Source organism: Ensifer sesbaniae, assembly GCF_013283665.1.
GTDB lineage: Bacteria > Pseudomonadota > Alphaproteobacteria > Rhizobiales > Rhizobiaceae > Ensifer > Ensifer sesbaniae.
The window spans coordinates 1,321,774-1,344,291 of record NZ_JABEKU010000002.1; the positions used below are offsets into that span (position 1 = coordinate 1,321,774).

The 22,518-nt window shown below is 58.9% G+C and carries 22 protein-coding genes and 4 pseudogenes; 13 read left to right on the top strand and 13 right to left on the bottom strand.

Translation table 11 applies throughout. The features are described 5' to 3' along the window. Nucleotides 1-126: 126 nt before the first annotated feature. Genes BHMPCIPO_RS23895 through BHMPCIPO_RS23905 form a run of 3 tightly spaced genes read right to left on the bottom strand, consistent with a single transcriptional unit; the run spans nt 127 to nt 5,445 of the window. Nucleotides 127-3,393 carry an error-prone DNA polymerase gene (locus tag BHMPCIPO_RS23895; protein WP_173519263.1) on the bottom strand — a complete coding sequence of 1,089 codons (3,267 nt, stop codon included), beginning with the start codon at nt 3,391-3,393 and terminating at the stop codon, nt 127-129. Further along, nucleotides 3,390-4,913 carry a Y-family DNA polymerase gene (locus BHMPCIPO_RS23900; RefSeq protein ID WP_173519264.1) on the bottom strand — a complete coding sequence of 508 codons (1,524 nt, stop codon included), beginning with the start codon at nt 4,911-4,913 and terminating at the stop codon, nt 3,390-3,392. Before BHMPCIPO_RS23900 ends, BHMPCIPO_RS23895 begins: the two co-directional genes overlap by 4 nt. Next, nucleotides 4,828-5,445 carry an ImuA family protein gene (locus BHMPCIPO_RS23905; RefSeq protein WP_246304528.1) on the bottom strand — a complete coding sequence of 206 codons (618 nt, stop codon included), beginning with the start codon at nt 5,443-5,445 and terminating at the stop codon, nt 4,828-4,830. Before BHMPCIPO_RS23905 ends, BHMPCIPO_RS23900 begins: the two co-directional genes overlap by 86 nt. On the opposite strand from BHMPCIPO_RS23905, the gene BHMPCIPO_RS33035 reads away from it, so the two are divergent. Together BHMPCIPO_RS33035 and BHMPCIPO_RS33040 are read left to right on the top strand one after the other, a co-directional pair. Next, entirely contained in the window at nt 5,431-5,766 is a 336-nt protein-coding gene (locus BHMPCIPO_RS33035) for a hypothetical protein (RefSeq protein WP_246304529.1), read from the top strand. The two genes, BHMPCIPO_RS23905 and BHMPCIPO_RS33035, sit on opposite strands and share 15 nt — an antisense overlap. 476 nt (nt 5,767-6,242) lie before the next feature. Further along, complete coding sequence (locus BHMPCIPO_RS33040) at nt 6,243-6,698, top strand: thiamine pyrophosphate-binding protein (protein WP_472955921.1); 456 nt, start codon at nt 6,243-6,245, stop codon at nt 6,696-6,698. Between the two features lie 1,577 nt (nt 6,699-8,275). Here BHMPCIPO_RS33040 and BHMPCIPO_RS23915 read toward each other — a convergent pair. Then, nucleotides 8,276-8,423 (bottom strand): annotated as a pseudogene (locus BHMPCIPO_RS23915) (CorA family divalent cation transporter); the annotation flags it as partial. Nucleotides 8,424-8,642: 219 nt separating this feature from the next. Here BHMPCIPO_RS23915 and BHMPCIPO_RS23920 point away from each other — a divergent pair. After that, nucleotides 8,643-9,408, top strand: a protein-coding gene (locus tag BHMPCIPO_RS23920; RefSeq protein ID WP_173519266.1) for an IS5 family transposase whose coding sequence is annotated in 2 segments (ribosomal slippage) — nt 8,643-8,971 and nt 8,970-9,408 — 768 coding nt in all. Because the reading frame shifts where the segments join, the coding sequence is not laid out codon by codon here. Nucleotides 9,409-9,592: 184 nt separating this feature from the next. Here the strand turns inward: BHMPCIPO_RS23920 and BHMPCIPO_RS33045 are convergent. Further along, nucleotides 9,593-9,728: pseudogene (locus tag BHMPCIPO_RS33045) on the bottom strand (histidine kinase); the annotation flags it as partial. 315 nt (nt 9,729-10,043) lie between these two features. Here BHMPCIPO_RS33045 and BHMPCIPO_RS23925 point away from each other — a divergent pair. The 6 genes from BHMPCIPO_RS23925 (at nt 10,044) to BHMPCIPO_RS23950 (ending at nt 13,934) form a co-directional block, all read left to right on the top strand. Next, a complete protein-coding gene (locus BHMPCIPO_RS23925; protein WP_246304531.1) occupies nt 10,044-11,528 on the top strand; it encodes a PAS domain-containing sensor histidine kinase in 1,485 nt (494 codons plus the stop codon). Continuing rightward, nucleotides 11,524-12,135, top strand: a complete 612-nt coding sequence (fixJ, locus tag BHMPCIPO_RS23930; RefSeq protein ID WP_173520163.1) for a response regulator FixJ — start codon at nt 11,524-11,526, stop codon at nt 12,133-12,135. The genes BHMPCIPO_RS23925 and fixJ overlap by 5 nt, the downstream gene beginning before the upstream one ends. 91 nt (nt 12,136-12,226) lie before the next feature. After that, nucleotides 12,227-12,565, top strand: a complete 339-nt coding sequence (locus tag BHMPCIPO_RS23935) for a response regulator (RefSeq protein ID WP_173519268.1) — start codon at nt 12,227-12,229, stop codon at nt 12,563-12,565. A 68-nt stretch (nt 12,566-12,633) separates the two neighbouring features. Beyond that, nucleotides 12,634-13,272, top strand: a complete 639-nt coding sequence (locus BHMPCIPO_RS23940; RefSeq protein ID WP_173519269.1) for a helix-turn-helix domain-containing protein — start codon at nt 12,634-12,636, stop codon at nt 13,270-13,272. A gap of 96 nt (nt 13,273-13,368) precedes the next feature. Continuing rightward, on the top strand, nt 13,369-13,530 hold the full coding sequence (locus tag BHMPCIPO_RS23945) for a hypothetical protein (protein WP_173519270.1): 162 nt from the start codon (nt 13,369-13,371) through the stop codon (nt 13,528-13,530). Between the two features lie 134 nt (nt 13,531-13,664). Further along, nucleotides 13,665-13,934, top strand: coding sequence for a hypothetical protein (locus BHMPCIPO_RS23950; RefSeq protein ID WP_173519271.1), 270 nt, complete (start codon nt 13,665-13,667; stop codon nt 13,932-13,934). Nucleotides 13,935-14,175: 241 nt separating this feature from the next. On the opposite strand, the pseudogene rpsU reads toward BHMPCIPO_RS23950, so the two are convergent. Next, nucleotides 14,176-14,413, bottom strand: a pseudogene (gene rpsU / locus BHMPCIPO_RS23955) (30S ribosomal protein S21). 442 nt (nt 14,414-14,855) lie between these two features. Continuing rightward, nucleotides 14,856-15,065, bottom strand: a complete 210-nt coding sequence (locus BHMPCIPO_RS23960) for a cold-shock protein (RefSeq protein ID WP_173519272.1) — start codon at nt 15,063-15,065, stop codon at nt 14,856-14,858. Between the two features lie 782 nt (nt 15,066-15,847). Here BHMPCIPO_RS23960 and BHMPCIPO_RS23965 point away from each other — a divergent pair. The 3 genes from BHMPCIPO_RS23965 (at nt 15,848) to BHMPCIPO_RS23975 (ending at nt 17,986) form a co-directional block, all read left to right on the top strand. Beyond that, a complete protein-coding gene (locus BHMPCIPO_RS23965; RefSeq protein WP_173519273.1) occupies nt 15,848-16,927 on the top strand; it encodes a fatty acid desaturase in 1,080 nt (359 codons plus the stop codon). Nucleotides 16,928-17,486: 559 nt separating this feature from the next. After that, entirely contained in the window at nt 17,487-17,765 is a 279-nt protein-coding gene (locus tag BHMPCIPO_RS23970; RefSeq protein WP_173519274.1) for a hypothetical protein, read from the top strand. Further along, nucleotides 17,762-17,986: a hypothetical protein gene (locus BHMPCIPO_RS23975; protein ID WP_173519275.1), complete on the top strand. Its 225-nt coding sequence runs from the start codon at nt 17,762-17,764 to the stop codon at nt 17,984-17,986. The genes BHMPCIPO_RS23970 and BHMPCIPO_RS23975 overlap by 4 nt, the downstream gene beginning before the upstream one ends. A gap of 411 nt (nt 17,987-18,397) precedes the next feature. Here BHMPCIPO_RS23975 and BHMPCIPO_RS23980 read toward each other — a convergent pair whose 3' ends face one another. From BHMPCIPO_RS23980 to BHMPCIPO_RS23985, 3 genes are all read right to left on the bottom strand, one after another. Further along, nucleotides 18,398-19,168, bottom strand: coding sequence for a hypothetical protein (locus BHMPCIPO_RS23980; RefSeq protein ID WP_173519276.1), 771 nt, complete (start codon nt 19,166-19,168; stop codon nt 18,398-18,400). A gap of 103 nt (nt 19,169-19,271) precedes the next feature. Further along, entirely contained in the window at nt 19,272-19,565 is a 294-nt protein-coding gene (locus tag BHMPCIPO_RS33050) for a hypothetical protein (RefSeq protein WP_246304532.1), read from the bottom strand. 285 nt (nt 19,566-19,850) lie between these two features. Beyond that, entirely contained in the window at nt 19,851-20,060 is a 210-nt protein-coding gene (locus BHMPCIPO_RS23985; RefSeq protein WP_173519277.1) for a cold-shock protein, read from the bottom strand. Nucleotides 20,061-20,237: 177 nt separating this feature from the next. On the opposite strand from BHMPCIPO_RS23985, the gene BHMPCIPO_RS23990 reads away from it, so the two are divergent. Continuing rightward, complete coding sequence (locus BHMPCIPO_RS23990; protein ID WP_173519278.1) at nt 20,238-20,654, top strand: hypothetical protein; 417 nt, start codon at nt 20,238-20,240, stop codon at nt 20,652-20,654. Between the two features lie 476 nt (nt 20,655-21,130). Here BHMPCIPO_RS23990 and BHMPCIPO_RS33055 read toward each other — a convergent pair. The 3 genes and pseudogenes from BHMPCIPO_RS33055 to BHMPCIPO_RS24000 all read right to left on the bottom strand — a co-directional run bounded on the left by BHMPCIPO_RS33055 (nt 21,131) and on the right by BHMPCIPO_RS24000 (nt 22,214). Beyond that, a pseudogene (locus BHMPCIPO_RS33055) lies at nt 21,131-21,423 on the bottom strand (type II toxin-antitoxin system RelE/ParE family toxin). Between the two features lie 117 nt (nt 21,424-21,540). Then, the gene (locus tag BHMPCIPO_RS23995) at nt 21,541-21,963 is read right to left on the bottom strand and encodes a type II toxin-antitoxin system VapC family toxin (protein ID WP_173519279.1); all 423 of its coding nucleotides are present in this window, start codon (nt 21,961-21,963) and stop codon (nt 21,541-21,543) included. Then, nucleotides 21,960-22,214, bottom strand: coding sequence for a type II toxin-antitoxin system Phd/YefM family antitoxin (locus BHMPCIPO_RS24000; protein WP_173519280.1), 255 nt, complete (start codon nt 22,212-22,214; stop codon nt 21,960-21,962). Before BHMPCIPO_RS24000 ends, BHMPCIPO_RS23995 begins: the two co-directional genes overlap by 4 nt. Nucleotides 22,215-22,518: the final 304 nt, after the last annotated feature.

The following is a 22,518-nucleotide window of genomic DNA, read 5'->3' on the forward strand; positions in this document are numbered from 1 at the left end:
TGTCGGGCGCGCGCGTTGTGGCACAAAGTAGTGGCGTCGAAGGAAGTCATACCTGGGCCGAAAGCGGGCTAACAAATGCCGCTCTTGAAGCGATAGCAAACGCCTCGAAAGGGATCCACCTTCCCCTCACCTGAAATCCCGCGTTTTCACCTTGATCGCATCGAGATGCAAATAGGGATCAACGATGTCACGTGGCCGCGGCCTTTTCGGCAGCCCGCGCGGATCGGGTGCCTGCGCGCCATGGTGGAACTCGTCGCCGCGCCCGTGTGGCAGCGGGAAACTGTCATCGCGGTCACTGACGCTGGCAAGCTCGCCTGACAGATCGGTCAGCCGATGGGCAACCAGGTGGACCACCTCGCCTTCCCGCTGGATCCGGCCATAGATGCCGAGCATGCCGGCACCCAAGACGACGCGGCGGTACTTCTCGACGGTCTTTGCCCAGACGACGAGATTGGCGATGCCGGTTTCGTCCTCGATGGTGACGAACATGACGCCCTTGGCGGAACCTGGTCGCTGACGAACGAGCACGAGGCCGACCGCCTCCAGCCATCTGCCATCGCGCGCCTGCATCGCATCCCGGCAGGTGACGATGCGGCGCTTCGTCAGATCCGCACGCAGGAACGAGAGCGGATGGCTGCGCAGCGTCAATCCAACATGTCCGTAGTCCTCGACGACCTCACCGCCCGATGTCATGGGCCTCAGCGCCACCGACGGCTCGTCGAGCTCGGCCATCGTCCGGTTCTCGCGCTCCGACGCGGCCGCAAACAGAGGTAGAGGTTCGTCGCGCAGCGCCTTGATCTCCCAAAGCGCTTCGCGCCGCGCAAGACGCAGCGAAGCCCTGAAGGCATCGGCTTCGGCAAGTTCGACCAGCGAGGCGGCTGGGACGCCGGCCCGGCGCCAGAGATCGTTGACGGTCGCGAAGGCGCGCTCCGCACGCACCGCAATGATCCCGGCCGCGTCAGCATTCGCAAGTCCTTTGACCATACGAAGACCGAGGCGAACGGCAAACCGGCGCTCGTCATCGGTCGGCTCGAGCGTGCAGTCCCAGCGACTGGTATTGACGCAGACCGGCCGGACCTCGACTCCGTGCTCGCGCGCGTCGCGGACGATCTGGGCCGGGGCGTAAAAACCCATCGGCTGAGCGTTGAGAAGGGCCGCGCAAAAGACATCCGGATGCCAGCACTTCAGCCAGGACGAGGCATAGGCGATCAACGCAAAGGAAGCAGCGTGGCTTTCGGGAAAGCCATAGCTGCCGAAGCCTTCCAGCTGCCGGAAGGTCTTTTCGGCAAATTCCGGCTCGTAGCCGTTCGCGACCATGCCGGCGATCAGCTTCTTGCCGAACTTCGAAACGCCGCCGGTATGCTTGAAGGTCGCCATGGCACGCCGAAGCTGATCGGCCTCGCCCGGCGTGAAGCCGGCACATTCGATCGCGACCCGCATCGCCTGTTCCTGGAAGAGTGGCACGCCGAGGGTCTTGCCGAGCACCTGCTCCAGTTCTGGCTTCGGATAGACCACCGCCTCCTTTCCCTCACGGCGGCGCAGATACGGATGGACCATGTCGCCCTGGATCGGGCCGGGACGCACGATCGCCACTTCGATCACGAGGTCGTAGAAGGTGCGCGGCTTGATCCTGGGCAGCATCGACATTTGCGCGCGGCTTTCGATCTGGAAGGTACCGAGCGTGTCGGCCCGCCGGATCATCGCATAGGTGCGCGGATCTTCCGCTGGAATGCTGGCGAGGTCGATATTGATCCCCTTATGCTCGGAAAGCAGATTGAAGCCGCGCTTCATGCAGGAGAGCATGCCGAGCGCCAGGCAATCGACCTTCATGAACTTCAGGATGTCGATGTCGTCCTTATCCCATTCGATGACCTGACGGTCGGCCATTGCTGCAGGCTCGATCGGCACGAGTTCGTCGAGACGATCATTCGTCAGGACGAAACCGCCCGGATGCTGCGACAGGTGGCGCGGCGCGCCCATCAATTGGCGGGCAAGCTCCAGCGTCAGGCGCAGCCGCCTATCACCAAGGTTGAGGTTCAGTTCCTCGGCATGTTTCTCGTCGACATCCTCGCCCCATCCCCAGATCTGGGATGAGAGCATCTTCGTCATGTCCTCCGGCAGGCCAAGCGCCTTGCCGACGTCGCGAATGGCACCTTTCGAACGGTAGCGGATGACGGTCGAACAAAGTGCTGCGTGATCGCGGCCATAGGTGTCGAACACCCATTGCATGACGATCTCGCGGCGCTCGTGTTCGAAGTCGACATCGATGTCGGGCGGTTCGCGCCGCTCCTCAGAGACGAACCGTTCGAAAAGGAGATCGTTCGTGTCCGGGTCGATCGAGGTGATGCCGAGCACATAGCAGACCGACGAATTGGCGGCCGACCCCCTGCCCTGGCAGAGAATGTCCCTCGAGCGCGCGAAGCGAACGATCGCATTCACAGTCAGGAAGTAGGGCGCGTATTGAAGCTTCTCGATCAGCCTCAGTTCGTGTTGGAGGTTCCGCCTGACCTTGTCTGGCAACCCCTCGGGATAGCGCCAGGCAGCGCCCTCCCAGGTCAGTTGCTCCAGTGTCTGCTGTGCCGTCAGTTCCGGATTGGAGCGTTCCTCCGGGTACTGATAGGCAAGCTCATCCAGCGAGAAGCGGCATCGCTCCATGATCTCGATCGTGCGGCCGAGTGCTTCCGGGTAGCGCGAAAAAAGCCGCACCATTTCCTCCGGCGGCTTCAGATGGCGATCGGCGTGGCGCTCGCGCCTAAACCCGGCTTCGTCGATGGTGATGTTGTAACGGATGCAGGTGACAACGTCCTGGAGAATACGTCGCTCCGGCACATGAAACAGAACATCGTTGGTGACGACTGTCGTGACCCCCAGGGCAGCCGCCATGTTTGCGAGCGGATGGAGCCGCAACTGATCATTCGGCCGGCGCCTCAGCGTCATCGCCAGATAGCTGCGGTCGCCAAAGGCTTCCCGTAGACGTCGAAGCTGATGCGCCAACCTGTCATCGGCCTCACCCGGAATGAGAACGGCGATCAGGCCCTCACCATGGGCAATGAGATCGGTCCAGCCGAGCCGGCATTTCGCCTTGCCGGCGCGCCTCTTTCCGAGCGACAGCAATCGGCAAAGGCGAGCATAGGCCGGCCGATCCGTCGGATAGACCAGCACCGAGAGATCGTCATCGAGATCCAGCCTGCAGCCGACGATCAGCCGCACGCCGGTATCTTTTGCAGCCTGATGTGCCCTGACGATGCCGGCCAAACTGTTGCGGTCGACGATCGCCAGTGCTTCGATGCCGATTTCTGCGGCGCGATGAAACAGTTCCTCGCAGGAGGAGGCTCCGCGCAGAAATGAGAAGTGCGAGGTCACCTGCAGTTCGGCATAGCGCGGCGTCGTCATCCGAATATCCCGTGCAGGAACCAGCGGTGGCTGCCGGTCTCGCCATGTTCGCCGTCGCCGGACCGGAAGATCCAGTAGCGCGCGCCGGCGTCATCCTCGACCTGGAAATAGTCTCGGACTGCCACGAGCTCGGCATCGCGCTTCCACCATTCGCCAAAGACCCGCTCCGGCCCATCGGCGCGCCGCACGCGCCGCCGGACGCCGCGCCAGGTGAAGCTGACCGGTGGATGGTCGGGTAGGAGCGCCATGGTTTCGATCGGCTCCGGGTGGAGAAGAAGGCGCGTCGGCCGCGGCCAGTGACCGGGCCAGGTCTCGCCTCCATCGGGTGTCAATGGGGCAATGCGGGCAATCGAACGCTCAGGCACATCGCTTGCGACCGGCGCGAAGCGGAAGAGCCGGCGCTGGCCGATCCGGTTGCCGAGAATGTCGATCAGACCGGAGACATCGGCTTCCGGTTCCTCCACCAGCGACGAAATCACCTGGGTGGCGGTGAGCGGCTCGGCGTGGCTTGCTGTCAGCGACATGATCTCGATCCCGAACCCCGGATCGATGGTTTCGATGCGATCGGTTAAGAGCCGCGTCAAGCGCTTGATGTCGCGGACCGGGGTCGCGGTTCCAGCCCGGATCGCCTGATAGGAGTTGTCGACGCGGTGAAACAGAAGATCGACACGGCGCGCGCCAAGGCCTTTCTCCTCGAGCAGCCGACAGAGCTTAGCCACGAGCTTGGCCGTGTAGCGCGCGATCGTTTCGGCGGCAGCGATCGGCTCGCCAAACGAGCGGCGAACTTCAATAAGCTCGGGCGTGCGTATCGGGTCGATCGGTTCAGCGATGCGGCCGATTGCCTGATCGAGGCGCCGTCCAAGTTCCGGTCCGAACCGCAACGCAAGCGGTGCGCGCGGCTGACGGGCGAGGTCGCCGATCGTGTTGAAGCCGAGAACGCGAAGACCATGGACAATCGACGGATCGAGCCTGAGTGCCGCGATCGGCAGGTTTGCAATGAGCTCTCCTTGCGCGCCAGGCGCAATGGCAATCGTCGGCTGAGCCAGGAAGCGGGCACCAGCATGAGCAGCACCCCAGGTGTCGGCAATCGCAGCCCGCGCGGCGATGCCTGAGCCATGGAAGCGATTGACCATGCCAGACAGCATCAGTTCCTCGCCGCCGTGCAGGTGATCGGCGCCGGTCGTATCGATCACCAGTCCGTCGGGTGGATCAGCGGCAACGATCGGCGCGTAGCGCTGCAGCGCCCAGAGCGCCAGGCGCTCGAGCGCTTCGGCATCGGCAACGGGATCTGAATCCATAACGACGAGATCGGTCACGAGCGCCTGCGCCTTCGTCGCCGGCATGCCGATCCTCAGTCCCGCGGCAAGCGCCGCAGCGTTTGCCGCCATGACCACCCGTCGGCGCTCGCGGCGGCCAATGAGGACAAGGGGAGCGTCAGCCGGCGGCGCGGTGTCGGCGAGCTTCCTCCTCAGGCGATCCGTGGACCAGGTCGGAAGGAAGAGCGATACGACCCTTGGCATCGGGGGCCTCCACTTCGAAATCTGCGCTTTCACCGGCGCGACAACGGATGAGCTCGACGAGCCAGCGTGCGCGGCCGACACCGGGAACGGGTAACGGCGCAGAGGGCAGGACGGAAACCCGCCAGCGTGTCGTCGACGCGGTCGGCTGCCCGAAATCCGACGCCTCGGCCTGCCTTCGCCAACGGCGGATCGCGATCCCGATCGTGCCCGAGCGTTTAGCCGCAAGCTGCAGTCGGCGCGAGGCCGTCATCGGAAGGCGCGCCAGTTCGCCAACGACGACGCCAAGCCCGCCGTGACGCAAACCTTCCTCCATGCAGGCGAGAAGCGCCTTTTCGTCTCCGGCTTCCACATAGATGACGCGGCCCGGTGACAGGCCCGCTTGAGCCAGTGCCGGCGCAAAGAGATCCGGCCGCGTCACGCACCAGAGCACCTTGCCCTTCGAGCGTGCAGCGATGCCCGCGCAAAAGAGTGCGGCAGCGGCACCGTCGATGGCACCGTTGCCGCCGCCGGCGACCTCATGAAGCGCGCCCAATGCGAGCCCTCCTCCGGGCAAGCGCCTGTCGATTTCGGTAACGCCAAATGGCAGGACCTGTCGCCCGCGGCCGCTTGTGCCTTCGAGGCGCTGAATGCGCTCGCGAAGTTTGGAGACGACCGCATTGTCGACCGGACGGGGCATTTTGGAAGGAACAACTCCCTGGGCTATGCGTTAATGCTTCCTGTTGATGCGTTCTCTATTTGTTCCTTTTCGCATTGCGAGTCAACCGACCTCCAGGGCAAGAAGTTCTCAAGGATGCAACTCAACGGACGGGCGAGCCCGAAGTCGAACGAAGGCGACAGCTGCCGGCTTTCGTAGGTATGAAGTGCTAAGGCTTTCGAAGCCGGTGAGACCGGCCGAACTGCGATCCGTGATCCTGGCCAAAGTACTGGAATCCCGGGGGGATAGCCGGACGCCCGCCCGCCAACGTCCATTAGGCGTCGAGGCAGAACGGACCGCCACCCCGTTCCGTTCGATACATTATGAAATTTTGAGCACAGAACCAGAACGAGCGCCTCCAGCGTCCGATATAGACGAGCGCAGGTCCCTCGGTACGTTGGGAAGGACCGACGTATCGCAGGCAGGAACAGTGCTGATCTGGCAATGCGTGGGTACATACCGAAAACCAATTCTAACCTCGCGTGTACCTATGCACAGCAGGAGAGATGAAATGCGCGGCGCTGATATGGTAGAGATATTGATCGGCTACGGCGTCGAGACGATCTTCGGCGTGCCAGCCGATACCAATGTTCCACTCTACGAAGCTTTGCAGGGACGCGAGGACAAGATCCGCCATGCCCCGAGACGAACGGTCCGCGGGCTTCATGGCAGACGCCTATGCCCGGTTCACCAACAGGCCCGGAGTGTTTGAATGCCCATCGGGGGCAGGTGCAATGTACTCGCTGCCGCCAGTCGCCGAATCGAATGGTTCCTCCGTGCCCGATCTGCCACGCGATTGTGAGACAGCACGCACGATCGCAAGGCAGCTAATCAGTAGCTACCAGAAGGGCATTCGCGACAGCGGCGCCCTGAAGTACATAATCGGCTTCGACAAAAGATCGGTGTCAGGCACAGACGCAGATACACCGGAGCAGGGCAGCGAGGAGTCAGCGCAGGAAATTGCCGATGGAATGAACAGCCCGATCAGCCCCGACGACCTTGATATGCTCAGCGCACTATCGACCGTATGTGCATCTGTTGCAGCATTCCGCGTCATGGAAAGCGGGCCGATCGCCTGGCTCGGCATCTGACGGATCGGTTCCGCAAAGGAATGTCCGATGAAGGGCGCGCTGTTCGAAACCGCCATGTGGCTGGGGTTGCACTCTTTAGATCAACACCGCTCGGACGCCTCAATGCGGAGCCGGCCAAGGCATGCCGGGGGCTGCAATCGCTCCCCACGCGATGACGTGGCTCGTAGCGCATTTCTCTTGGGTAAGGATCGGCCCCGCCCAGACCGGGGCCGTTGAGGTGACCGCAGTTGAGGTAAACGGTCGAAGAGTTGAACTACGACAATTCTCGCTAGGCGCCATATAGCAGGGATATTGATGGGCAGGGTGGGGCCTAGAAGGCCCTCGATTGCGGGTGAGCGTCGAAGGCGGAATCAAACCTAGGGCGTCAGAAAAGGTTCCTCCGTGGGCCTTCAGTCCCATACGCCGGTCGCAAAGGTCTGACGTTCGTTGTCGCGCGAAAGCGTCGCGTTAATTTCGTCTAAGCCCAGGGCAATTCGGCCCTTAGCTGCCTTGGGCGCAACGGCGTCGGAACATCGCTTTTCAGTCCGCATTGGACGAGTTCTGACGCCGTTGCCTGCAGGAGGATTGAGGATTGTCTAGCTACCAACAACACAACTACAGAGCACCAGAGCGGAAATTTACGACCGGGCTTTCGATCGTTGTGTTGCTTCTTTCGATGTCGGTGATTGCTGCTTACCTAATGATCGGTGGCGCCTTGTCGCACGACACCGACCATCCGGCTACCATCGTCCTTCCGAAGCCTGCCGTGGTCAGCTCGCGATAACAGAAGCAGGGAAACCGTATGCGGGTGGCTCCTCCGTCGATCCCACATTTCAAGAGAGTTACACGAAGCAGGTGGCAGCATAGGGGAGCAGCATGGGATTGATGCACTTAGGTCGGGCTCGCTTGGCGATGGCTCTGCCACGGCATCGCCAGCAACTCCGCGAAACCAGAGACCAGCGCCTCTTTGATCTCTTTGAGTCTTACGCACTGGCCTCCTCGAAGCTGGACAGCCTCCTACGAGAGGTCCCGCGACGGGAGGATCTAGTAGACGAATACCAGCAAATCTGTCTCGACTTGCAGGCCGACGTCGTCAAATTCCTCGCGCAGTCTCGATGAGGTCATGCACCCTTCTGGCCTTGCACCCGCGCCGGGAGGTGATCAGTGAACCGAGAAGCTTGCGAGCCTTAACTCGCGGGATCATCGGCGCGGCTCTGATCTCCCCTTCCCACTGGAGCCCGGATAACGCACTCTTGGCCCCGTCGCCTTTCGGGGCCGTTTTCTTGGGCGACCGAGCATGCTCCAATAGGAACAACTCGGCATAAAACGAGCTGGAATTCCATAGGAGCTCCAGCGATGATTCTGATCCCACGAGAACTTGACTGCCGAGGTGGCGAGGGTTCGGATGCCTCGGATCTGATCGCCTCCATTAAGGACGCGTTGGCGGCGGAAGCACCCTTCGAGACGACTAACCTTTGCATCCGCGTTCTGATGCGCGTCGGCTGCCCACGTTTCACCCAATGATTCCGGAGCGCAAAAAACAGGCAATCGGCAGCATGGGCCTTTGTCCGCGCCAAAGCGCGTTCTCCCGGCCCGAGTCAGATCCAGCCGGCCCTTGAAGCGGTAAAGAAGAAGCAGAGCGATCGTTCCGAGCACTGCAAAATAGCCGTACCGTGTCTCCAACTCCGGCATGTTTTTGAAGTTCATGCCGTAGATTCCCGCAATCGCCGTCGGTAGGGCGAGAACGCGCAGCAAATCGTCATCTCGGCAAATTCGATCGTGAGGATCGGGTACGCTTTTGGGTGCGCAGCGCGACACCATTTCCTCGACAGTCCGCGATGGCTGGCATTCTCGGGCACCCAGATCCTCGCTTCATTGGTCTCAAGCGGCAGAACACGGTGGAGTTCTTTTTCTTGGCATTTATCAGCCGCCGTGATTCAAGGCTTCGAAATAGGGAAGCATTTGATGACGCGTCGTCGCTACGAACTGACTGACCACGAATGGTCGATCATATCGCCGCTGTTGCCCAACAAGCCACGCGGCGTCGCCCGCGTTGATGATCGGCGGGTACTGAATGGCATCCTCTGGCGGTTTCGAACCGGCTCGCCTTGGGCGGAGGTTCCGGAACGCTATGGCCCGCCGACGACCTGTTACAACCGCTTCGTCCGCTGGCGCAAAGCCGGGGTATGGGATCGGCTTCTTGAAGCGGTGTCCAAGGCCTACGATGGCGACATCGTCATGATCGACTCGACCTGTGTCCGCGTTCACCAGCACGCGGCCACGGGAAAAAAGGGATGGAGACGATGGTGACATGGGACGTTCCCGCGGCGGGCTTACGAGCAAAATCCACGCGCTCGTCGATGCCGAAGGTCGCCCGGTCAATCTGCGTCTGATTGGTGGACAGATCGCCGATGGTGCCGAAGCCGACGCGCTGACGGATGAGCTTGGCGAGGGGGACATCCTGCTGGCCGACAAGGGTTATGACACGAATGCCATTCGGGCCAAGGCCGCCGAGCGAAAGGCCCGGGCCAACATCCCGCCGAAGAGTAATCGCAAGGGCTCTTTCGTGTTTTCGCGCTGGGCTGTCTATCGGCAACGCAATCTCGTGGAACGGTTCTTCAACAGGATCAAGCAGTTCCGGGGCATCGCAACCCGATATGGCAAGCGCCCGGAAAACTACCTCGCCGCCGTAAAGCTCGTCGCAACAAGAATATGGTGCCAAAGTTTATGAGTCGACACCGTAGATCCCGTCGACGTTGGGGTGGTAGCCGATTAGAACAGCTCACCCGACTAACCCAGCAAGGTTCGCCGAGGAATTCAACGGGCGACGCCGCGGGGATGATCAGGACGCTCAAGATGGATCTGCAGACAATGAGTAGGTCCTGACCTCACTCATTGAACGTGCTTTCAAGGTAAAAAAAAGCGCGGCTGGCGGTGCAGACGCCCAGGTTCTGATCAAGCAGGGGCAGGGGATCGGGAACCGTGTCGATAATGCCCTGGGCTTCCGGGTGGCCATTTCCGCAACAAGCGGTAGAGGTCTTCGAGATTCATTGCTATCACGCCCTCGTTGCCCAACACGTCTCTACACGGAACAACGTACAGCACTTTGCGCCCCCACAAAGGAGCTTCTGACATTCTCGGCCACGACGCGGCACGCCGGTCAGCGGAGCACAAAACTGCTCCGCTAACGAGATCGCCCAATCGGATTTCGTCTTGCTCTCTCAAACAATCACGCCGCCCCCTTTCGGCCAAAAGAGGGGTGCGGCTTTCCATGTGACAACAGCGTTATCAGAATGATAAACGTCAATTCGGTTGCAATGGGGAAGCGCGGAAGAAGAGATGATGCTCACTGGTCGGAACGGCTTAATGCGCACCATTTCGGATTGCGTGCTCCGCCGAACTTCATCACCCGCCGAAGCTTACGGCTTTGCCGCGACCACTGTTCTGATTGCCTTTGTCCTTCGCTATTTCCTCATGGGTGTTCTGGACGATCGGGCAATCTACATTCTTTTCGTGCCCCCCGTCCTCCTTGCAGCCGCTATCGGGGGTATCGGTCCCGGAATGCTTGCTGTCATCGCTTCTATCGGTTCGGCAGTCTATCTGAGGTCACTTACTCCTGGCGGCGTCCAGATACCTGAATTGGTCGTGTTCACCGCCGTGGGGGTTGCAATTTCCTTCTTGGGAGAATTGCTCCGACGCGCTCAACATGACCTAACAACTGCTGACGAGGCCCTGAGTACAAGAGAGGCGCACCTCCGCTCGATCCTGGACACTGTTCTCGACGCTACCATCGTCAGCGAGCAGGACGGTACAATCGTGTCGTTCAACGCCGCGGCGGTCAGACAGTTTGGCTACGCCGAAGATGAGGTGATCGGCCAGAACCTGCGGATGCTGATGCCGCAACCCTATCGCAAGGAACACGACGGCTATCTCGAGCGGTACCTCTCTACGGGCGAGAAGCGCATTATCGGAACCGACCGTGTGGTCGTCGGTCAACGAAAGGACGGATCGACCTTTCCCATGAAACTTGCCGTTGGGGAGATGCGATCCGGGGGTCGAAGATTTTTCACGGGTTTTGTACGCGACCTGACCGAGCGCGAAGAATCGGCCGCTCGCCTGCAAGAGGTTCAGACCGAACTGGCTCGCCTTGCCCGCCTCAACGAAATGGGCGAAATGGCGTCGACGCTCGCCCACGAATTGAACCAGCCACTCTCCGCTATAGCCAATTATGTCCACGGCTGCGGACGGCTGCTTCAGCAAGCCGAAAGCCCGCGCGACATCCAGATACGCGATGCCCTTATGGAAGCCGGCAAGCAGAGCCTGCGTGCGGGACAGATCATCAAACACTTGCGGGAATTCGTCACCAAGGGCGAGACGGATAAGTCTCCCCACAACCTGCGGCAACTGGTGGAAGAGGCCGGCGCGCTTGCATTGGTCGGGTCGCGCGAGAAAGGGGTGCGTACGGTATTCGACTTCGAATCCGGCGCAGACCAGGTCCTGGTCGACCGAATCCAGATACAGCAAGTGCTGACAAACCTCATGCGCAACGCCGTAGAGGCGATGAAAAATTCGCCCAAGAAGGAACTTTTGGTCACCATTCGACGCTTGGCAACTACCGAGGTGATGATCGCTGTCGAAGACTCCGGCGTCGGCATACCTGAGGAAATTGCCGCCGACCTGTTTAAGCCGTTCACAACGACCAAGGCTGGCGGAATGGGTATTGGGTTGTCGATCTCCAAGCGCATCGTCGAGGCGCACGGCGGCGATCTAACCGTGTCCCCCGGGAGCTTGGGCGGCGCGCGTTTCAGCTTCACCCTGCCGCAATACAACGAGGAAGAAAATGCCGATTGACGACTTCACCGTGCACATTGTCGATGACGAGGAGGCGGTCAGGAAATCACTCGCGTTTATGCTGACGATGCACGGACTGGGGGTCCGCATGCACGAGTCCGCCACCGCGTTCCTTTCCGTTGCTCCAAATCTTAGGCAAGCCGTGCTTATCACCGACATGCGCATGCCCGATCTTAGCGGACTGGACCTCATTCGCCGACTGGCCGCCCTCAAGACAACGATCCCGTCGATCATGATAACTGGGCACGGGGATGTGCCGATGGCCGTGGAAGCGATGAAAGCAGGAGCCGTCGATTTCATTGAAAAGCCCTTTGACGACAACACCATTGTTGAAGCGATCCGACGCGCCTCTGAGCGGCTGAGCGATGCGGCGTCGCCAATCGAGAGTGCTGAAGACATTCGGGCGCGCATCAGCACCCTCAGCGACCGCGAGCGTCAGGTTCTGACCGCGGTCGTCGCCGGACAGCCGAACAAGGCGATTGCGTTTGCTCTCGACATTAGCCCGCGCACCGTTGAAGTTCACCGGGCTAACGTCATGGCGAAGATGCAGGCCCGCAGCCTCCCAGAACTTGTAAGGATGTCACTCGCAGCAGAAGCCGCAGACTAATCGCGGCATCGTCTTGATCTGGAACAAAGCCCGGCCTGCCCGTCTGTGCGAATTTTGAGGAATTATCGCGCCTCAAGCCCACGGAACCGCAGTGTCCAGTCCGCCCCCTGTCGTCACGATTGCGAAAGACGAAGCCTTGCTCCGCTCTTTAGCCTTCGCGATGGAGGCGCATGGATATCAGGTCGAGCAATTCGGGTCATGGACAGCAGCAAAAGAGCGAAGCTCCGTGGCCGAAATCCTGGTCCTTGACGGCTCTCTTCCGATGATGGACATCGAAGCATGTTTGGCGCTGGCGGCCGGCAAAAGAGTCATATTGCTTGCAGATGAAGACATCGACCAGGTGAGACCTCAAAACATTCTCGTCCTTCACAAACCTCTCTCCGGCTCTGATGTCATCGCGGCCCTGACTGCACTACGTAATAACACGTAGTGGAACGACCGAATTTCGCACGCGGCCATGCTTCGTCATGATTTGACCGTCAACAAAGGGTCGGTCCCATGCACGTTTCTACCGCTTCCATCGCCTCCTTCAGCTTGAACCCCGCCGGCCTTGATGGTCGTGCATTCGCTCGGCCTCGCGCGATCTCATTCTACGAGCCAGAAACCGAAATCTACGCCCAGGGCGAACTGGCGGGTGCGCTCTATCGGATCGAATATGGGGCTGTTCGGATCTTCCGCCTCCTCACCGACGGCCGCAGGCAGGTGGTCGCGTTTTACGTTGCCGGAGAGACCTTCGGTTTCGAAGCGCGGACCATGCGCAGCTTTTTTGCTGAAAGCATCGTACCCACGGGTCTGACCACCATCGCCATCGAAGAAAAAGGCCGCGGTTCCTCCGAATTGATGGCGCTGGCGCTGGAGAGCATGGTGCGGGCGCAGGAACATCTTCTGGTCGTCGGAAAGCAAAGCGCGCTTGAAAAAGTGGCCGTTTTCCTCGTCGATCTTTACGAGCGTCAAGGCGAGGACGGCACAATCGACCTTTTAATGACCCGAACAGATATCGGCGACTATCTTGGCATGACGATCGAAACCGTCTCGCGGAGCTTCTCTAAGCTGCGCTGCATGGGGGTAATTCGACTCAGAAGCGCACGCGCGATCGAGGTATTGGACGTGACAAAGCTACGGCTGATGAGCGAATAGGCGGCCCACTGGACGCGCGGCCGCGATACACCCGCTTTTGCGGTGAGCTCCGCGCAGAACTGCTGCGGCTTGTCACATTCACGACACTGGGCATCCGTGCCATGGTCGGCTGGCACCACGCCCACGGTCTCCCAGGGCTTCACCGGTTCCAGCATCTTTTCGATCGCCGGCGCGCCGATCGCCAAGGATGCCGCCACGCTGGAAGCTGGCCTCGACTTCGCCATCGCACCGAGGGCAACGGAGCGTGCAGTCGGATAAAGGTTCGTCCTCGCAGTCCGGCAAGCGGCCGGTCCGGAGGTCGGGGTAGTGGAGGGCAATGTCGGCTCAGAAGCTGCGCAGGGAAGGCCAAGAGGGCGTCGGGCGCCGGTATAGCGCGTGATCGCGCTGGCTCTTTGCGGCGCTCCGCCGTCATTCTCCCACCGTTCGAGATTTGCGGTTTCAACCTGCCGCGGGGTGCGCAACCCATTCCGGCTCTGCAGTTCGGCAAGCAAGGTCTCTGCCGCGGTTACGCCGGCCTTAGACCGCCCGACAAGGAGGCCAGCGGCAAGACGAAGGTGATCCTGATCATCGATCTCAACGCGCTGATGAAACCCGGCGCGTTGCAATACGCCATCCAACATTGCCAGGTCGGAGGGAGCCAAGAAATTCCGGTGTACGGATGACATGAAGCCCCCTCCTGTTGACGGGGAAGTCGTGTTCGCGTTCGGTATCGGCGGCAATCACGGACGACGTGATCTACGGGCCCGCTTGCTTGCGGGCGCCTCTACAACGGCTTCGGAAGCGGCGCGCTCAAGGCGCTGCGCCTTGAGCTTCTCGGTCTTCTTTTCGCGGGCGATATGTGGCGTTGGGGTCTGGCGTCATGGCCTATCTCCTGACGCGGCCGGTGCTTGCCGCACCGAAAGCTCAGCGCGGTCGCGCCGCTTTCTTCGGCGCCGGCAGCAGGCCCTCGCGCTGGAGCTTCTTGCGCTGCAGCTTTGCGTTGACGCCTCACCGCTTCTGCCTTTTCGCGCACACGCTCTTGCGAGGGTTTCTCGTAGCTGCTGCGCGCCTTGAATTCACGAAACAGGCCCTCGCGCTGCATCTTCTTCTTCAGAATCCGCAAAGCCTGGTCGATATTGTTGTCTCTGACAAGTACTTGCAAAAATGTTCTCCTGTCTTGGTCGCGGAAGGCCAGGGCCTGCGTGCTCATCTGCCGCGCTTGGCGCTCAATGGCTTGAGCCACGGCCCGGTGGCGGTCGCTCTTGGGGGCGTCGTCAGTCGCGGTCTCGGCGTGTTCGATGTCGGTCGCCAGTACGCATCGTTCGAACGTCTCGCCCTCCACCTGTACGCGATAGCGGGCCTCGCCACGATCTGCCGGCAACAGGCCGACGATCTGGCCGACGCGGCTGCTCAAGACCGACTGCGTGGCACTCGCCCTCAGTGTGACCTTGTTGCCAATCTCTTAGGCCACAGAGCGCATGGCAATCTCCTGAAAACGAAGGGTCCTAGGACGCAAAAAGGTCGGGTTATTCCCCCGACCTCTTCCCGTCATTCATGTGCCTCCCTGCCAGTACATCCGTGGTCAGAGGAGGGCGAATGACAAACTATTCGGCCCTGAGATTGTCGGCCGAGCTCTTGCCCGATTTGCGATCGGCGACGACGTCGAACGTCACCTTCTGACCGTCGGTGAGCGAGCGCAGGCCGGCGCGTTCAATCGCCGAGATATGGACGAACACGTCGGTGCTGCCGTCATCCGGTTGAATGAACCCGAAGCCCTTGGTGCTGTTAAACCACTTTACTGCGCCTGAAGTCATGATGATTTCCTTTCAATCGCGGAGTTTGACAGAAATATTTCTCTGACGATGATCGATATTTAAAAGGATATCTGGCCGCGCCAAAGCGCCATGTCAAAGTTCACAAGCAATATTCGATGAACCGATATATAGACGGTATTTTTTGAAACTCAACGATAATATTAATTCCAACCTCATGAAGATCCTCTTCAACAGCCTGAAATGGCGGGTTTTTCGTCGATTTATTTTTCTTTTTATTGCAGCTTTCCGGTCTGGCCAGTTTAGTCTAATGTCGAGACGGGCATGCGAGCCGTCTTGGTCGCGCTCTGGCCACACAAAGGGCAGAACTTCCCACCCTTCAACACAACATGTTGCAGAGAGCACGTTCAAACTGCCGATTGACGCCTGGGTGAAGATGCCGATAGAACGATCTATCGAATTTGCTTGCTAGCTTTGGTTATTGCGCGATTGGCGTCGCGCTTTGAACGAACCTTCCTTTCAAAATCGCTATCGGGCCCCTGTTTCGCGCGGGGGTTCTCAGTATTGCTACGGAAGGGCTCGTCATGATCACCGGCACAGTTAAATGCATCCGATAAGGACTTGGCTCCGTCTAATCTGACAAGGGCGGCGCCGACGCGTCTACCCATAGTTCCGCAGGCGATCGCGCTGAGATCAGTGATCTCGTCGAAGGCCAAAAGATGGTTTCGAACTTGAGCGAGATGTCAGCCCAAAATCCCCACATTGCCTGATGCCGTAGCAATGGCCGAAGGTGAGCGTGTCAAACCATCAACTAGGAAGACGCTTTGAAGAAAACTAGACTCAGCCAGCTTTCCGACCGCCGCGCGGAAACAACCGCCGATCGCGAAAAAGCCTGGCTGAAGATCCTATCCGCCTATCGACAGCCGCATATTGGCCGCAGCACATTCGAACTGACGGTGACCCTTGTGCCTTTCATTCTGCTGTGGGCGGGGGCGTGGGCCTCCATGCACTTCGGTTACTGGCTCGGCATGGCCCTAATCGTCCCTGCGGCGGGATTTCTCCTGCGCTTGTTCATGCTGCAACATGACTGCGGCCATGGTTCCTTTTTCGGCCGACGCAGCCTGGATGACTGGACGGGCCGGATGATCGGCGTGCTGACGCTAACACCCTATGACTATTGGCGCCGCGCCCACGCCGAACACCACGCTTCGGCAGGCAACCTCGACGAGCGGGGTGTCGGTGACATTACGACACTCACCGTCGCCGAATACGGAGCTCTCACGCGCAGAGGGCGGCTCGTATACCGCCTTTACCGGCACCCCGTCGTCATGTTCGGCATCGGTCCCGCCTGGCTCTTTCTGTTCAAGCAGAGGCTGCCGTTCGGAATGATGCGCTCCGGCGCCCTGCCATGGGTCTCCACCATGGCAACGAATGTCGCCATTGCCGCACTCACCGGTGTTCTTGTCTGGGCAGTTGGCGCCGTGCCGTTTCTCCTGATCCATCTGCCGATTGTGCTTCTTGCTGGGGCTGCAGGTATTTGGTTGTTCTATGTCCAGCACCAGTTCGAAGACACTCACTGGTCGAGACCTCCCGAATGGACGTTCCAATACGCGGCCATGCATGGCGCCTCGCACTACGATCTGCCGCGGCCCTTGCGCTGGATCACCGGCAATATCGGCGCGCACCATGTCCACCACTTGTCAAGCCGCATTCCCTTCTACAGACTTCCTGAGGTTCTGCGTGATTATCCTGAACTGGGAGAATTGGGCCGCATCACCATCGGGGAGAGCCTGAGCTTGGTGAAACTCGTCCTTTGGGACGAGGCCTCACATCGACTGCTATCATTTCGAGAAGCCGAAGCGCATCAAACTGCAGCACGATCAGCTTTGCCTACGCCTGCGTGATAGCGCTGGTAACATTCTGCACAGCCAAGGAAAGGCAGCACGCGGGCGACCGTCGATGGGTTCAATGCTCGCCTCCAGTGGTCATTCCCCTCTCATCAACAGACAGATTGAAGGTAGACAATGAAAAGCTTGGACGAAAAACTTCTTATTATTCTGAGTGCCTTCCACAGTGTTCGATATGGGGTGTCGCCATCCGTCTCACGCGGGGCTGCTGAAAATCATTCCAAGAAACATGGACTGGCCGGAGACGATTACAGCCAGACCCTTGAAGCCGCCATAGGCGCTGGGCTCATCGGTCTTTCGTCTGACTCATCTCTTTCAATTAGGGCAGCAGGACGAACGAGGTTAGGCAAACGCTAGCCAGAGCGTGCAGTGTGGCGTGCCGGATAAAAGGCCGTGAAATGGCCACCACGGTAGATTCCGAAATGTCCCGCAGGGATCGCAAAGTGCGAACAGATCGCCAAGCTCGATGGCATTCTGTCGTGCGGGGACGCGCGCGTCGATGCCCAACCTTTCGGCCAAACGCTGAAGATGTTGCGACGGTGAGACGCTTTGCTTCATGCCCGCCATCGTGAAGTTCTGTCCGCGGCTGAAATACGAGCCAAATCGAGCCAATCAACTTACCGGCTGTCCTGCCTCGTTGGGCCCAGCATGGACCCGTATCCTTTTGCGCAGCCGCTATTGGCGCAACTTTGAACCGGTCGATCCGGTCCCCGACATTGGTCTGCACGCTCATATTGAAATTGCTGCCAACAAATTTATAGAGGACAATGACGTCCTGGATCTGAGAGGCGACAGCCATTGGACTTTGAAAAAATTGGCCGAGCACGCCTCATGATGCGGCTGCCACGACACCGCAAACAACTTTCAGAACTCCGATTCCTGGCGTTGAGCACTCTGATCGAAGCCTACGGCATAGCTGTAGTCACTCGCGACGAGTTGAGTGAGCATGCAATGTCGGATGAACCGCTAAAAGCCGAATACGCCGACAAATGCCAGGCGATCGAAGACAAGGTCGTGGTGTTGCTTACAAATATCAGCCCTCGTTTCGTCAATTGACTCCAGCTGCGGCATTGGCTGAACTGGGGTAGGACGCCGGCCGTTTTCTACCCTTGCTGCTGCAATCAATCGGCGGTCTTGAACCGGACGGCTGCCGAGACGTTGCAAAAGCGCTCGCGCGTTTTGTTGCACAAGCCCATGACTCCCAATCGGAATGGTCTCAGATGAACGAGGGCCGCAATGTCATCGCGTTTGGTCTTCTGCCTGCTTATGGTCGCCCTATCGGTTATCCTTGTCTGGGTTTTCAGACCGCCTCAGGGCAACGCCGATGCCCGCCCCGCCATGCCGCATCTGACCGATCAAGGACGGGAGGCGAACCGCGCTTGTGCGGTCGGCTAAACCATGGCTCGCGGTCGAATGCCAACAATATCTGGGCGGCCCGATGGAAACATCGACGACTGCGAAGTGTGATCACTCCATACGGCAGCGCCCGTTCTGGAACTGATACGGCCGGTTGCATTCCCAGCCGTTACCGGAACGATCGAGATGTGCGTTTTCAGGAAGCTTGATTTCTGAGCATGCGGATCCCTTTGCTTCAAAGCCGCGGTCACATTTCCACTTCTGCCCGTAGGTAGTGTCCGCGAAGCTTGCGTTTTGGGGAACCTTTACGGCAACACAGGCCTGGTCCTTCACTTCAAAACCGCGGTCGCATAGCCATTCATTGCCGCTGGTTGTCAGATAGGCATGCTCAGGAACGTTCAATGCGACGCATTTGCCACCGACAACCTGGTAACCACGTTCACATTCCCACCCCTCGCTATAGCTTGAATCCGTCAGAAACGCATTATCCGGCACCTCGATAAGGTCGCATCCAGTGTCATTTCGGCGATACCCGCGCATGCATCGCCAACGGTCGCCAGAATACGGATCAAGATAGGCGTTGGCAGGCACCTCAACGGCAAGGCACTGGTCGCCCCTTTGGGCAAAGCCGTAGTGACATTCCCAGCCCTTGCCATAGGACTCGTTTGTCAGGAAGCCATGGTCGGGAGCCGTCACGGCAACACAGGAATCGGCTTCTTTTCTGAAGCCACGATTACACTCCCACCCTGAGCCATGGCGATTTGCTTCGGCATTCGCAGGCACCGGCAGCGTTCCTTGGCCATAAGCGCCGGAGACGAACAGCGTTCCAGATAGAAACACGCTCATTTGAAGAGCCAACGCAACATAGGATAGCTGGCGCATCAATTAATCTCTCCAATTGAGGTTTTAAGTTGTTACGGGAACGGGAAACCATTGCGGCTGCTCCTTCGCAGGAACGCCGCTTCCGTACCATGCACGATGTCGCTCACTTCGCGAGGTGTTGCAGCTCTACAGGCAACCCTTGAATTGCGTAGCGCCCCAAGCGAAAACCCGGTGGCTGCCTGTGCTTCCCGGCTCGCCCGAACCGGCATTCGAGCCGCGCTGCTAGACGCGAGCGCGACTGAACTCCCTCGAGCATCAGCCTAGTTACCAGCAACGAAGCAGTCTCAAAAAGCCCCGGATCTTGGACAAGAAGGTCGGCGCCGTAACCAGCATCGTCCAGGACCCATTGTATCTTTGCTCGTTCGGAAGGAGAAATGTGGCGTGCGGGGAAAGACATGGCGTTCCCTTGCTTGGGGCCAGGGTATCGAGCCCTCAAGCAGTAGCGCCCGTTTCATCTGCTACTGAAGGCTGGACACTGCACCTTTGCCGTTAGAATAGCAACCGTATTCGTTCGTACGGCGAAAGATCCGCCACAACTGCCCTGGCATTGGGGCACTCATGATTTATAGGCCAATCCGTATTCGATCTTTGCCAATAAAAAAGGCCGGGCGAACCCGACCTTTACATAGCGCCTCGATGGCCACTGCAAGTACATCCGTGGCGGTGGCCAGAAGCGAGCTCTTTAGGCGGCTACGAGGTTATCGGCTGCATTCTTGCCGGAACGTGCATCCCGAACGATGTCAAAGCTAACCTTTTGCCCTTCGACAAGCGAACCCAAGCCGGCCCGCTCAACTGCAGACGCGTGAACGAATACGTCCGATCCGCCGTTCTCGAGAGCGATGAAGCCGAAGCCCTTGATGCTATTGAAAAATTTTACAGTTCCAGTGTTCATGACAGTTCCTTTTCAAAATCATGATTGGGTCACCCGGCCAAAGAGATGACAGCCGAGGCAGATAGATCGATTTTGAAAGGAAAGGTCGGCTTGGACGCGAAAGGCGAGAAAACAAAGCTCAACAAGCAAAGATCGATGACGGTGTACCTATAGACACAATGTGTCCTTAACAAGTCCGTGACGACTGTTCATTCCAATGTCGCCGGTTGGCGCGGGCACTCGGGACTTCGGCAACTAAACGTTGGAGGCGAGACACTGTGGAGCATTGGCTATTTCTCTACTGGCTGTAACATCGACGCCCGGTTCTCGATCGTTAGTGCGCTGTTCACGATTGGGCAAAGCCACCTCGAAAAAGTGAAATGCTCAAGTGTTGCGGATAACGTGGCCGGCTCGATAGTCGCGCAAGCCAGGGGAGAATACGCAGACAACGTCCTGACAGTTTCTAGCACGATCACTGAGGACATCATGCGTGACGACATCCGCACCAAGGCCAAGACAACGGAAGTCATCAAATTCGATCTTAGCAAAGGCTGCATTGTGCGCGCCGCCAAGGTTTTATCAGACAAACTTGCACGGCTCAAAATCGCAAGATAACCGCCGACACGCGGAGAAACAACACTACCTGCGTGGCGATGACCCCGAATTTCACGATTGCGCACTGGGCCGCGGCACAACCCGCCCGCGACGTGGAGACGGTCCAGCGCTTCGTCGAAGGCTATCGCATGATCGGATTGCCGGAATGAATGTGTTCGGGCTCGTAGGACCCCAGCAATTTCAGCTCGCACAGCTTTCCGGACTGGGGATCTTCGTCGGACGGAACGATCTGATGAGCGAACTTTTGATCGACGGCCCACGTTGTCCAGCATCGTCATATGCCAAAAGCGGACGTAGGTGCTGGTTGGTCGGTTAATGGAATCCGGCATGTTGTTCGCTCGCCAGTGAAACCGAATTACGAAGACGGGCCGCATTGCCGATGCGACCGCCGCCCTCCGGGAGACCTGTGCATCCGTCGCCTTGAGTGGATACGAACCACGGGCCCACCAGTAGCTTCGGCGGGAATGTCCGAGCGGTCAGTGATTGTGCGGCTTCAGCATCCCTTGCGGAATGTCTTGATTGGCATGTAGCATGCGCCACACATCGACATGATCTGCTGGTCGCGATAGAAAACGAGATCGGGATATCGCTTCACAGAGACACTCCGTAAGTCAGGCAATCACAATTCGTATGCACACCGCAACGATCCGGCCTCCGAATGGCGTGCGATCAATGCGTACGCCGCTTGAAGTGCGTCGATAAATCCGAGGGCGACCTCGGTTCCTGCTTCGCGAGCATAATAGAGCTCAAGCTGTAGGTTGATTTTCAACGGGCATACATCAGCCTATAGACTGGCGCCATGCACCAATTGTCAGTTTAAAGGCTGAACAAACCGAGTGCGGATTGAAATCAGGAGGACTAATTGGGCCCGCTGAAGAGACAATCATCAGCCTTGCCATGGATCGACCACAACGACACCAGTACCATCGAAATCCTTGACATTGCGTGTCACGACAATCATGTCGTGGACCAAAGCTGTCGCGGCAATCAACGCGTCTGCTTCGTTGCGTCGATCGGGAACATGCAGGTGCGCGCAACGTGTCGCAACCGTATCGTCAACCGTTAGGATACGACCTGCGAACTCTGGTCGGACTTGGCCGTCGAGCCAAGAACGCAGCCGAGCGCCCTGTGCCGCATCCCGGCGCTGCACGCCAAGCACTCCTCGTTCCAATTCAAGAATCGTGATGGCTGAGATAAAGAAGCGAGCCGCATCTTCTGCTCCTATCCACGCTACAACATTGGCATCAGCTTTGTCGTCACCGACTTTGCGTAGTTCCGAAATGACATTGGTATCGAGCAGGTACTTCAAGACAAATCCACTTCGCGGAGTCTGATGTCAACGCGATGCGGCTCGAAATCGATGGCCGAGAGACCTGGCATAGCGAGAGCCTCGACAAGACTGCGGTGCTTGCCGCTCAAGCGTTCGAATTCATCATAGGTCATAAGGACATGCGAAGGCTTGCCGCGGTCGGTGATGATAACTGGACCGCTTTTTGCCGCCTTCTTGGCACTGCTGACGTCATGATTCAGTTCTCTGCTGGAAAGGGTCGTGATGCTCACGGGGCACCTCCATGTAGGTAATTACCTACATATAGCATGAGAGAATGAAATAACAAGTCGAGCAACGCTTGGGCGCTCCTTGCCGAACGGAAGAGCCCCCGGCGCAGTCGGCATTCCAGCCGATACATTACGCGATCCTGGCGGCACAGAAAGAGAACGAACACTGTACCTACCCGTCATCCGGTGCTACGGCGTACCCGAGAGCCGTGGGACGCGCTAGTCAGACGAATATGCGGGGCTGGTCGCGTTGTTTGACCACGTTCTTATCGATCAGAGCTCGGTCGCCAGGAAAACATGACGGGAC